The sequence below is a fragment of the Streptomyces sp. NPDC059455 genome, assembly GCF_042750115.1.
In the GTDB taxonomy this organism is placed as follows: Bacteria; Actinomycetota; Actinomycetes; order Streptomycetales; family Streptomycetaceae; genus Streptomyces; species Streptomyces endocoffeicus.
This window is the reverse complement of the sequence record NZ_JBHYVB010000292.1, coordinates 1-11,135: the sequence shown is the minus strand read 5'-3', so window position 1 is coordinate 11,135 and position 11,135 is coordinate 1. Positions and strand designations below refer to the sequence as shown.

Sequence of the window (11,135 nt, the reverse complement as noted above, 5' to 3'; positions counted from 1 at the left end):
TTCCTGAAGGCCGCTTCCTGAAGGTCGCTTCCTGAAGGCCGCTTCCCGAAGGTCGCGGAACTCCTCGGCGCGCGGCGCGCGCCTCAGCGCTGGGCCACGAGATCCTTGAGCGCGACGTTCAGCTCGAGGACGTTCACCCGCGGCTCGCCGATGAACCCGGCCGTGCGGCCCTCGGTCTGGTCCTTGACCAGCTTCTCCACCTGGCCGACGGACAGCCCGTTCCGCTCCGCGACCCGGTGGACCTGGATCTTCGCGTACCGCGGGGAGATGTCCGGGTCCAGACCGGAGCCGGAGGACGTCACCGCCTCGGCGGGGACCTGGGACGGCTTGACGGTGTAGCCGGGCACCGAGTTGTCCTTGATGACCGCGGCCTTGGCGTCCCGGACCTGCTGGAGGAGGTCCTTGCTGTCGGCGGAGAGGTTGGTGGCTCCGGACAGCAGCAGCTTGTACTGGGTGTTGACGCTGTTGCTGCCGAGGCCGTTCGCCGGGCGTCCCTGGAACCACTTCAGATCGGGGTCCGGGGTCTCCTGGCCCTTCTTCAGCGGCAGGTTGTACGACTGCCCGATCAGCGAGGAGCCGACGACCTTGCCGTGTGCCGTGATCTCGGAGCCGTTCGCCTTGTCGTGGAACAGCCCCTGGGCGATGCCGGTGACCAGCAGCGGGTAGATGACGCCGGTCACCAGGGTCAGCATCAGGAGGGCGCGCAGCCCGGCGCCGAACAGCCGGACGGTGTTCGTGACGGAATGGTTCATGGCGATCAGCCGATCCCGGGGATGAGGGAGATGAGGATGTCGATGATCTTGATGCCGATGAAGGGCGCGATCAGGCCCCCGAGACCGTAGATCCCGAGGTTGCGCCGCAGCATCCGGTCCGCGCTCATCGGCCGGTAGCGCACACCCCGCAGGGCGAGCGGCACCAGCGCGATGATGATCAGCGCGTTGAAGATGACCGCGGACAGGATCGCCGAGTCCGGTGAGGACAGCTGCATGATGTTCAGCTTGTCCAGGCCCGGATAGACCGCCGCGAACAGCGCCGGGATGATCGCGAAGTACTTCGCGACATCGTTGGCGATGGAGAAGGTGGTCAGCGCGCCCCGGGTGATCAGCAGCTGCTTGCCGATCTCCACGATCTCGATCAGCTTGGTCGGGTTGGAGTCCAGGTCCACCATGTTCCCGGCCTCTTTGGCGGCCGACGTACCGGTGTTCATCGCCACCCCAACGTCCGCCTGCGCCAGCGCCGGGGCGTCGTTGGTGCCGTCACCGGTCATCGCGACCAGCTTGCCGCCCGCCTGCTCCCGCTTGATCAGGGCCATCTTGTCCTCGGGCGTGGCCTCGGCGAGGAAGTCGTCGACGCCCGCCTCCTCGGCTATCGCCTTGGCCGTCAGCGGGTTGTCACCGGTGATCATGACGGTCTTGATGCCCATGCGGCGCAGCTCGTCGAACCGCTCCCGCATGCCCTCCTTGACCACGTCCTTGAGGTGGATGACGCCCAGCACGCGAGCGCCTTTGTCGTCCTGGACGGCGACCAGCAGCGGGGTGCCACCAGCCGCGGAGATCCGGTGGGCGATCCGGTCCGCGTCCTCGGCGACCGTACCGCCCCGCTCCCGGACCCAGGCGAGGACCGAACCGGCCGCCCCCTTGCGGATCTTCCGTGCGCCGACGTCCACACCCGACATCCGGGTCTGCGCGGTGAACTCGATCCACTCGGCCCCCACCAGCTCGCCCTGGTGGCGCTCGCGCAGCCCGTACGCCTCCTTCGCCAGGACGACGACGGAGCGGCCCTCGGGGGTCTCGTCGGCCAGCGAGGACAGCTGGGCGGCGTCCGCGACCTCGGCCTCGGTGGTGCCGCGCACCGGCACGAACTCCGCCGCCTGCCGGTTGCCCAGGGTGATGGTGCCGGTCTTGTCCAGCAGCAGCGTGGAGACGTCACCGGCGGCCTCGACCGCACGGCCCGACATGGCCAGGACATTGCGCTGGACGAGGCGGTCCATGCCCGCGATGCCGATCGCCGACAGCAGGGCGCCGATCGTCGTCGGGATCAGACAGACCAGCAGCGCCACCAGCACCACCATCGTCAGATGCGTGCCCGCGTAATCCGCGAACGGCGGCAGTGTGGCGCAGGCGAGCAGGAAGACGATCGTCAGCGAGGCGAGCAGGATGTTCAGCGCGATCTCGTTGGGCGTCTTCTGCCGTGCGGCGCCCTCCACCAGGTTGATCATCCGGTCGATGAACGTCTCGCCCGGCTTGGTGGTGATCCTGATGACGATGCGGTCGGACAGCACCTTCGTCCCGCCGGTCACGGCCGACCGGTCGCCACCGGACTCCCTGATGACCGGCGCCGACTCGCCGGTGATCGCCGACTCATCGACCGAGGCGACGCCCTCCACGACATCGCCGTCGCCGGGGATGACATCGCCGGCCTCGCAGACCACCAGGTCACCGATGGTCAGCCCGGTGCCGGGGATCCGCTCCTCCGAGCCGTCCCCCAGCAGCCGTCGCGCGACGGTGTCGGTCTTGGCCTTGCGCAGGGTGTCGGCCTGCGCCTTGCCACGGCCCTCGGCGACCGCCTCCGCCAGATTGGCGAAGATCACGGTCAGCCACAGCCAGGCACTGATCGCCCAGCCGAACCAGTCGCCCGGGTCCTGACACGAGAACGCGGTGGTCAGTACGGACCCGACCAGCACGACGAACATCACGGGCGACTTCACCATCACCCGCGGGTCCAGCTTGCGGAAGGCGTCCGGCAGCGACCGCAGCAGCTGCCTGGGGTCGAAGAGGCCCGCGCCGACACGGTCCTCGGCCGGGGTGTGCCCGGTGGGAACGCCGCTGTGCGGCGCCCTGGTCGGAGTGGCAGTGGACATGGAGTCCTCGTGTTTTTCTATGCGGGTGGTCATCACGCCAGCCCCTCGGCCAGCGGCCCCAGCGCCAGCGCCGGGAAGTACGTCAGACCGGTGATGATCAGGATCGCGCCCACCAACAACCCGGTGAACAGCGGCTTCTCGGTGCGCAGCGTGCCCGCGGTGGCCGGGACCGGCCGCTGCCCGGCGAGCGAGCCCGCGAGCGCCAGCACGAAGACCATGGGCACGAAGCGGCCGAGCAGCATCGCGAGCCCGGTCGTGGTGTTGTACCAGTCGGTGTTCGCGTTCAGACCGGCGAAGGCCGAGCCGTTGTTGTTCGAGGCTGAGGTGAAGGCGTACAGCACCTCGGAGAAGCCGTGCGCACCGGAGTTGAGCATCGAGTCCGGCGGCGTCGGCAGGGCCATGGAGGCGGCGGTGAAGATCAGCACCAGCGCCGGGGTGACCAGGATGTAGCAGGCCGCCAGCTTGATCTCACGGGGACCGATCTTCTTGCCCAGGTACTCGGGCGTACGGCCGACCATCAGCCCGGCGATGAACACCGCGATGATCGCCATGATCAGCATCCCGTAGAGGCCGGAGCCCACCCCGCCGGGCGCGATCTCGCCCAGCATCATGCCGAGCATGGTGATGCCGCCGCCCAGGCCGGTGAAGGAGGAATGGAAGGAGTCCACCGCTCCGGTCGAGGTGAGCGTGGTCGACACCCCGAAGAGCGCCGAGCCGCCGACCCCGAAGCGGGTCTCCTTGCCCTCCATCGCACCACCGGCGGCCTGCAACGCCGGGCCGTGGTGGGCGAACTCGGTCCACATCATCAGGGCGACGAAGCCGACCCAGATGGTGACCATGGTCGCCAGGATCGCGTAGCCCTGCCTGACCGAGCCGACCATGACGCCGAAGGTGCGGGTCAGCGCCAGCGGGATGACCAGGATCAGGAAGATCTCGAAGAGGTTGGTGAACGGGGTCGGGTTCTCGAACGGGTGGGCGCTGTTGGCGTTGAAATATCCGCCGCCGTTGGTGCCCAGCTCCTTGATGGCCTCCTGCGAGGCCACGGCGCCGCCGTTCCACTGCTGCGAGCCGCCCATGAACTGGCCGACCTCGTGAATGCCGGAGAAGTTCTGGATCGCCCCGCAGGCGACCAGCACCACGGCGGCGACCGCCGCCACCGGCACCAGGACGCGGACCGTGCCGCGCACCAGATCGGCCCAGAAGTTCCCCAGCTCACCGGTGCGCGAGCGCGCGAAACCGCGCACCAGCGCCACCGCGACGGCGATGCCCACCGCAGCCGACACGAAGTTCTGCACGGCCAGACCGGCGGTCTGCACGACGTGGCCCATGGCCTGCTCGCCGTAGTACGACTGCCAGTTGGTGTTCGTCACAAAGGACGCGGCCGTGTCGAACGCCTGCGCGGGCTCGATCGAGGAGAACCCCAGCGAGCCGGGCAGGCTGCCCTGAAGCCGCTGCAACAGATAGAGGAAGAGCACCCCGGCCGCGGAGAAGGCCAGCACCCCGCGCAGATACGCGGTCCAGCGCATCTCGGTGTCGGGGTTGGCACCGATGCCCTTGTAGATCCACTTCTCCACGCGCAAATGCTTCTCGGAGGAGTAGACCCTGGCCATGTAGTTGCCGAGGGGGACATAGGCGAGCGCCAGCGCCCCTATGAGGGCGAGCAGCTGTAGCACGCCGGCGAGTACGGGACTCATGCTGGTTCTCAGAACCTCTCCGGGAAGATCAGGGCGAGGACGAGATAGCCCAGCAGGGCGACGGCCACGATCAGGCCGACGACGTTTTCGACGGTCACAGCTTCGTCACCCCTTTGGCGACAAAGGCCACCAGCGCGAACACCGCGATCGTGGCGATGACGAAGGCCACATCGGCCATCGCGAACTCCTGGAAAGAGGTCGGGGAGATCCGCGAACAGCGGATCGAACGGACAACGCAAGAAGGAAACCCCGGCCCATGGCCGGATCCGACCGTCGTTGACGGGTCCCATACGGCGATCAGCACGCCTTTGACGCGGCCCTTACGGCCGCTGCGGCGAGCGGTGGCCGGAACCGATCGTTCTGCCGCTGAGGGGTTGCGCGGGGCGCCGCGGGGCGGCGCGGGGCGGCGCGGGTGGCGTGGAAGCCGGAGGGAAAGGGGCTGAAACGACGAACACCCGCACCCGGCGGAAAGCCGGAAGCGGGTGTCGATATATATGTGGTGTCCGAGGGGGGACTTGAACCCCCACGCCCGATAAAGGGCACTAGCACCTCAAGCTAGCGCGTCTGCCATTCCGCCACCCGGACCAGGTGTCCGCCGGTCGGCCCGTGGCCGTTCCGACAGGGAAAACCATAGCAAACATCGGGACGTGCTCGATCACGGGCGGTCGTGCTCCCGGGGTGGCCGGGTGGGCGGGCTGTGTGACGGGGGCATGACGGTGGTATTGCCGCCTTGGGCTGGGCGGGCTCGCGGAGGAGTATGGGCGGGTGACCCCTGCCGTGGGGTCCGTGGCTGGGCGTTCCGCGGCAGCGCAACGACGAGGAGGCATCGTGAGTGAGTCGCTTTCGGGCGCGACGACGACCGGGACGGTCAAGGGCGAGGACGAGGTGGTCGACCTCTGCCGTGACCTGATCCGGATCGACACCAGTAACTATGGCGACCACTCCGGCCCCGGTGAGCGCGCGGCCGCCGAGTACGTCGCCGAGAAGCTGGCCGAGGTGGGGCTCGAGCCCAAGATCTTCGAGTCGCACAAGGGCAGGGCGTCGACCGTGGCGCGGATCGAGGGGGAGGACCCGTCCCGTCCCGCGCTGCTCATCCACGGCCACACCGACGTCGTACCGGCCAATGCCGAGGACTGGACCCAGCACCCCTTCTCCGGCGAGGTCGTGGACGACTGCGTCTGGGGCCGGGGCGCGGTGGACATGAAGGACATGGACGCGATGACGCTCGCGGTCGTCCGGGAGCGGCTGCGCAGCGGCCGCAAGCCCCCGCGCGACATCGTGCTGGCCTTCCTCGCCGATGAGGAGGCGGGCGGGGTCTACGGGGCCAAGCACCTGGTCAACAACCACCCCGAGCTCTTCGAGGGCGTGACGGAGGCGATCGGCGAGGTCGGCGGCTTCTCCTTCACCGTCAACGAGCAGCTGCGGCTCTATCTGATCGAGACCGCGCAGAAGGGCATGCACTGGATGCGGCTCACGGTGGACGGCACCGCGGGGCACGGCTCGATGACCAACAACGACAACGCCATCACCGAGCTGACCGAGGCGGTCGGGCGGCTCGGGCGGCACAAGTTCCCGGTGCGGGTCACCAAGACCGTACGGTCCTTCCTGGACGAGCTGTCCGACGCGCTCGGCACCCCGCTCGACCCGGAGAACATGGACGAGACGCTCGCCAAGCTGGGCGGCATCGCGAAGATCATCGGGGCCACGCTCCAGAACACCGCCTCCCCGACCATGCTCAGCGCCGGCTACAAGGTGAACGTCATTCCGGGGCACGCCACGGCGCATGTGGACGGGCGCTTCCTGCCGGGGTTCGAGGACGAGTTCCTGGTCGACCTCGACCGCATCCTCGGCCCGCGGGTCAAGCGGGAGGACGTGCACGCGGACAAGGCGCTGGAGACCACCTTCGACGGGGCGCTGGTGGAGGCCATGCAGTCGGCGCTGAAGGCCGAGGATCCGATCGCCCGCGCCGTGCCGTACTGCCTCTCGGGCGGTACGGACGCGAAGTCCTTCGACGACCTCGGCATCCGCTGCTTCGGCTTCGCGCCGCTGCGGCTGCCCCCGGAGCTGGACTTCGCCGGGATGTTCCACGGGGTCGACGAGCGGGTGCCGGTGGACGGGCTGAAGTTCGGTGTACGGGTGCTGGACCGGTTCCTGGACGCCTGCTGAGTCTGTTGAGGGGCCGCTGGGGCTGGATCTGCTGGGCCTGATGGGCTCGCCGAGGGGCTTACCCGATCGGCCTAATCGATCACACATACCGAAGGGACCAAAAAGGGTGAATGGTGTCGTAGCTTGATAGCTTGATTGCTCCTTCCTCGTTACATGGTGTGTGCGGCTCGTAACCGGGCCGCGATGCCGACGAGGGGGGTGGTGCTGTGCCCCGCCTTCGGCGACTACCGCATCGATCACGTGACATCGGGTCACGGTCCACCGGGGTGTGATCCCGGGCGGTTTCGGAGTGTGCGCGCTCCGGGCCGCTCGGGGATGGGGGTGCGGGCGAGACCGCCCGCGCGCGCTCCGTCCGGGACGGAAGGCTAGGGGAGCAGACAGTTATGCGACAGGTTGCGAAAAAGGGCCTGATCACCGTAGCCGCGGCCAGCGGCGTTCTCGCCGTGACGGGCGGCTATGCCCACGCGGCGGGGTCGGGCGCCGACGGTGGCGCCGCGTACTCGCCGGGCGTCGTCTCGGGCAACAACATCCAGGTGCCGGTGCATGTGCCGGTGAACCTGTGCGGAAACACGGTGAGCGTCGTCGGCGTCTTCAACGGCGCCGGCGGGGGAGAGTGCGGCGACCGGTCCGGCGGTGGCTCGGGCGGCTCGTCCGGCGGTGGCGGCTCGCAGTCCGGCGGCTCACAGGCGCAGGGCAGCAGCAGCGACTCGTCGGGCATCGGCTCCGGCAACAACATCCAGGCCCCGATCGGCGTCCCGGTCAATGTGTGCGGGAACAACATCAGCGCGGTCGGGTACGGGAACAGCAGCGACGGCGGCGACTGCGGGGAGACGGTGCCGGCGGTGCCGGAGAACCCGGGGGAGCCGGAGGAGCCTGGCAACCCTGGGAATCCGGGTAACCCCGGAAACCCTGGGAATCCCGGCAATCCGGGGAACCCCGGTAACCCTGGGAACCCTGGCAACCCCGGAAACCCTGGCAACCCCGGAAACCCTGGGAACCCCGGAAACCCGGGTCAGCCTGGGAACCCGAGCAACCCCGGTAACCCGAGCAACCCCGGGGGCTCGAACCCCGGTGGTGGCTCGGAGCAGCCCGGGCACTCCCCGCAGGGCCACCAGGCCGAGCACTCGGGAGCCCACGGTCTCGACCCGTCCGCGAACCTCGGCAGCAAGGAGCAGCTCGCGCACACCGGCGCCGGTCCTGTCGGGCTGGCCATTCCGGCCGCCGCGGGCATGCTGCTGGCGGGCACGGTGCTCTACCGCCGGGCCCGCGCCGCACAGCGCTGATCACACCTCGCGCTGATGGGTGCTGACAGGTGCCCGGTGGTGGCTCCATCGCACCACACACCGTGCGCCGCACCTCGCACGCCGCACATCACACACCGGATTCCATACGCCGGGTGACGGCGGCGTCACTCCGGGCGGGTCCCGCGGTCGGCGGGGCCCGCCCGGTCATGTCCCGGCCCGCTACCAGGTCGCCCGAAGCTGGCGGATGATCCGGCGCCGCAATCGCACCCTGCGGCTGCCGTCGGGGTTGAGTCTCAAGCGATCCAACTCCCAGTGTCCGTACTCAGCATGGTCGGTGAGCAGGCGGGTAGTGGCCTTGCGGGAAACGCCGCGCGGCACATACACATCACAGAATTCGTATTCCGGCATCGCATCTATTGTGCGGGAACTGCCCTGCTACGGATAGCGTCTGCACTATGTCTGATGCTGCGCAGCCATCCGCTGCCGAGGTACGTGCCGCCGCCGAAGCGGTGAAAGCCGCACTGGATCGTCACCTCGACGCTGTCGAACGTCGGTCGGGGGAAGGCGATCCGGCCGTCTACGCCGCGTTCAACGAACTGGCCGCGGCAGCCGAGGTCTACGACGAGCTGCTCTATGACGCCTACGACGAGGTGACGCCCTTCGAGATCCCTGGTGACGACCGCCTCCCCGCCTACACCGGGCCGGAGGAGCCGAGCGCGCTGAGCGTGCTGATCCGCAGGGACTATGTCGTCGCCGAACCGCAGCGACTGCTCTCGCAGGCGCAGCGGATCGCCGACCTGGATCCGGACATCGACACGGGGAACGACAAGCAGGGTGGCGGGGCGGCCGCCGGGGAGAGCGTGCACACCGCGCTGGGGGTGGTCTTCGGCGAGTTCGAGCCGGACGAGATCGCCTCTCGGCACAAGGAGTTCGGCCTGGAGGAGGGCGACTCCACGCTCTGGGTGGTGGCGGCCGAGGAATCCCCGGAGCCGGGGGAGTGGCTGTCCGCCCCCTTCGACCAGGCGGATCCGCATATGGTCGTGTGCCGCTTCGACATGAGCTCGGTCTTCGACGAGGAGCTCGAGGACGACGAGGAGCTCGAGGACGAGGACGAGGACGACCTGGAGGTCCTGGAACCGGGCAGCTGAGGTCTGGGGTTCGGGGCCGCTCGGCCCGGGGCCGTCTGCCTTCGGATCGCTCGGTTCCGCGCGGCTCGGGCCCGGCGGTGGCTTCGGGCCGCTCAGGACCGGGTCACCCGGCTCCGTACCCCGGCCCCGGATCGCTTGGTCGTGAGGCCGGGCGGTCCGGGGCCGGGGGCGTGCTGGAGGCCCGGCGCGGGGCGGGGCCTCGCGCGGGCCGTCGGTCAGCCAGCGGGCGCGGGCGGGACCTGGGCCTGGAGGAGGGCGCGCAGGCGGGTGGTGCGGTCCTTGAAGGGGGTTTCCGCCACCGCTCGCGGCAGCGCCGCATCCGCGCCATGGACCACCGACAGATGGCGCTCACCGCGGCCGAAGGCCGTGTAGACCCAGGCCCGGGTCAGCCCCGCCGTGGCGTCGCCCGGCAGCACCACCACGGCCGCGGGCCAGCGCGCTCCCGCCGCCTGGTGCGCGGTGAGGGCCCAGCCGTGCCGCACCAGCTCGCCGACCTCCTCGCGCGCCACCACGACCGGCGTGCCCGCGCAGTCCAGACGCAGCCCCTCGGCGTCCGCCGAGACCACGGTGCCCGGCACCGTACGGCCCGGGGCCGGGGTGTACGCCACGCGGTCGCCCGGGTCGAAGCCGCCGAACCGGCCGGGGCCGGGGTTGAGGCGGTCCTTCAGGGCCGTGTTGAGCGCGCGGGTGCCGGCCGCGCCGCCGTGGCCCGGGGTGATCACCTGGGTCTGCTCCGGCGGGACGCCGATCGCACGGGGCACCGAGTCGGCGACGAGCTGCACGGTGCGGTGCACTGCCTCGCCCGCGTCCCGCACCGGCACGATCACGACCTCCTTGCCGGGCGCCTCCACCTGGTTGAGCTCGCCGATCCCGATCCCCGAGATCAGCTCGCCGATGGGGCCCGGGTCGGGGGTGCGGGAGACGACCTGCGGGCAGCGGCGGGCCGCCACCAGGTCCGCGAAGACCCGGCCGGGACCGGCCGACCACAGCACCCCGGGGTCCCCGCTGAGCACCAGACGGGCGCCGTCCGGCAGCGACTCGACCAGCATCGCGGCCGTTTCCACATCGAGCTGCGGGGCGTCCAGCACGGCGAGCAGGTCGAGTGCCAGCGCGCCCTCCTCGTCGCGTCCGGGACCCTCGGCGTCGGCCAGCAGCCCGGCGACCGTGACGGCCGCCGAGGCGGACTCCGGGGCCTCGTCCGCGCCCGCGTCCGGGGTCTCGCTCAGTGCGGCGGCCAGCCGCCGCCTGCCGTCCTCGGTGTGCGCGGCCGCGTAGGCCCGCAGGCCCATCGCACGGGCGGCGGCGACCAGCGCCGCCGGTTCGGCGCGCGCCGCCTCGCCACCGCTGTGGGCGACCAGGCCGTGGGCCGCGGCGGTACGGATGAGCTCCGCGGCGGAGGCGGACGGCGCGGCCGCGGCCGCGCTCTCCCACTCGGCATCGGCTGTCGTCGCCTCGTCGTCCTGTGAGGGGGCGAAGGTGCTCGCCAGCCGGGCGAGACCGTCGGCCAGGCTCTCCTCCGCCAGGGCATAGCGATCCAGCCCCAGCAGCACCCGCACCGGCTGCTCGGCGTCCTCCTCCTCGGCCGCCTGGTGACGGCCCCCCGCCGGGGCGTCGAGCGCGTCCTGGAAGACCAGTACCGCGGCCTCCGCGATCGCGGCGCGCAGCGCCTCGTCCGGGTCCGGCACGGACGCCTTGGCGAGCGCGTCGCGCAGCGCGGACGACTCCAGCGCGGTGTGTCCTTCGAGGGCGGCGCGCTCCAGCAGCCAGCCGGTGAGCGCCAGCCCACGGCGCTCGTCGCCGGGCTCGCAGGCCGGGCCGAGGAGGGAGCGGGCGAATCCGTCCGCCTGCTCGGGGCGTACGCCGGGCACGGCCAGCAGCTGCCAGGGGTCCTCGCGCAGCGCCTCGGCGGCATGCTCCCCGAGCGTTTCGGCGACCTTCCCGGCCAGGGTCTCGGGGGCCCCGCCCGCCGCGAGCACCTCCCGGACGTCGCCACTGCCGGGGACCTCGCCCCCCGGCCCATGCG

Annotated in this window: 10 protein-coding genes and 1 tRNA gene; 3 read left to right on the top strand and 8 right to left on the bottom strand. The window is 70.6% G+C overall.

Features of this window, described 5'->3' with window-relative positions:
• Positions 1-83: 83 nt before the first annotated feature.
• The 6 genes from ACFXB5_RS49490 to ACFXB5_RS49465 form a co-directional block, all read right to left on the bottom strand.
• Positions 84-752, bottom strand: coding sequence for a potassium-transporting ATPase subunit C (locus tag ACFXB5_RS49490; RefSeq protein WP_385221583.1), 669 nt, complete (start codon positions 750-752; stop codon positions 84-86).
• A gap of 5 nt (positions 753-757) precedes the next feature.
• Complete coding sequence (gene kdpB / locus ACFXB5_RS49485; protein ID WP_385221580.1) at positions 758-2,893, bottom strand: potassium-transporting ATPase subunit KdpB; 2,136 nt, start codon at positions 2,891-2,893, stop codon at positions 758-760.
• A complete protein-coding gene (gene kdpA / locus ACFXB5_RS49480; protein WP_385221577.1) occupies positions 2,893-4,554 on the bottom strand; it encodes a potassium-transporting ATPase subunit KdpA in 1,662 nt (553 codons plus the stop codon). The genes kdpB and kdpA overlap by 1 nt, the downstream gene beginning before the upstream one ends.
• Positions 4,555-4,562: 8 nt before the next feature.
• Positions 4,563-4,652, bottom strand: coding sequence for a K(+)-transporting ATPase subunit F (gene kdpF, locus ACFXB5_RS49475; RefSeq protein WP_010351568.1), 90 nt, complete (start codon positions 4,650-4,652; stop codon positions 4,563-4,565).
• Positions 4,649-4,858 (bottom strand): hypothetical protein, encoded by a 210-nt coding sequence (locus ACFXB5_RS49470; RefSeq protein ID WP_385221573.1) that lies wholly within the window; start codon positions 4,856-4,858, stop codon positions 4,649-4,651. Before ACFXB5_RS49470 ends, kdpF begins: the two co-directional genes overlap by 4 nt.
• 193 nt (positions 4,859-5,051) lie before the next feature.
• Positions 5,052-5,139: transfer RNA gene (locus ACFXB5_RS49465), tRNA-Leu, on the bottom strand.
• 243 nt (positions 5,140-5,382) lie between these two features.
• Here ACFXB5_RS49465 and ACFXB5_RS49460 point away from each other — a divergent pair.
• Both ACFXB5_RS49460 and ACFXB5_RS49455 read left to right on the top strand, forming a co-directional pair.
• Positions 5,383-6,720 (top strand): M20/M25/M40 family metallo-hydrolase, encoded by a 1,338-nt coding sequence (locus ACFXB5_RS49460; protein WP_385221570.1) that lies wholly within the window; start codon positions 5,383-5,385, stop codon positions 6,718-6,720.
• Between the two features lie 383 nt (positions 6,721-7,103).
• Positions 7,104-8,003, top strand: coding sequence for a chaplin family protein (locus ACFXB5_RS49455; RefSeq protein ID WP_385221567.1), 900 nt, complete (start codon positions 7,104-7,106; stop codon positions 8,001-8,003).
• 180 nt (positions 8,004-8,183) lie between these two features.
• Here ACFXB5_RS49455 and ACFXB5_RS49450 read toward each other — a convergent pair whose 3' ends face one another.
• Positions 8,184-8,372, bottom strand: coding sequence for a DUF5703 family protein (locus ACFXB5_RS49450; protein ID WP_014059547.1), 189 nt, complete (start codon positions 8,370-8,372; stop codon positions 8,184-8,186).
• Between the two features lie 47 nt (positions 8,373-8,419).
• On the opposite strand from ACFXB5_RS49450, the gene ACFXB5_RS49445 reads away from it, so the two are divergent.
• Entirely contained in the window at positions 8,420-9,112 is a 693-nt protein-coding gene (locus ACFXB5_RS49445; RefSeq protein ID WP_201853899.1) for a hypothetical protein, read from the top strand.
• Between the two features lie 215 nt (positions 9,113-9,327).
• Here ACFXB5_RS49445 and ACFXB5_RS49440 read toward each other — a convergent pair.
• On the bottom strand, positions 9,328-11,135 hold a 1,808-nt coding region (locus ACFXB5_RS49440; protein ID WP_385221564.1), incomplete at its 5' end, for a helix-hairpin-helix domain-containing protein.

Bases quoted from the DNA above. Each gene is read 5' to 3' on its own strand.
- ACFXB5_RS49490 (WP_385221583.1), bottom strand. From the start codon at position 752: ATGAACCATTCCGTCACGAACACCGTCCGGCTGTTCGGCGCCGGGCTG.
- kdpB (WP_385221580.1), bottom strand. From the start codon at position 2,893: ATGACCACCCGCATAGAAAAACACGAGGACTCCATGTCCACTGCCACT.
- kdpA (WP_385221577.1), bottom strand. From the start codon at position 4,554: ATGAGTCCCGTACTCGCCGGCGTGCTACAGCTGCTCGCCCTCATAGGG.
- ACFXB5_RS49455 (WP_385221567.1), top strand. From the start codon at position 7,104: ATGCGACAGGTTGCGAAAAAGGGCCTGATCACCGTAGCCGCGGCCAGC.
- ACFXB5_RS49450 (WP_014059547.1), bottom strand. From the start codon at position 8,372: ATGCCGGAATACGAATTCTGTGATGTGTATGTGCCGCGCGGCGTTTCC.
- ACFXB5_RS49445 (WP_201853899.1), top strand. From the start codon at position 8,420: ATGTCTGATGCTGCGCAGCCATCCGCTGCCGAGGTACGTGCCGCCGCC.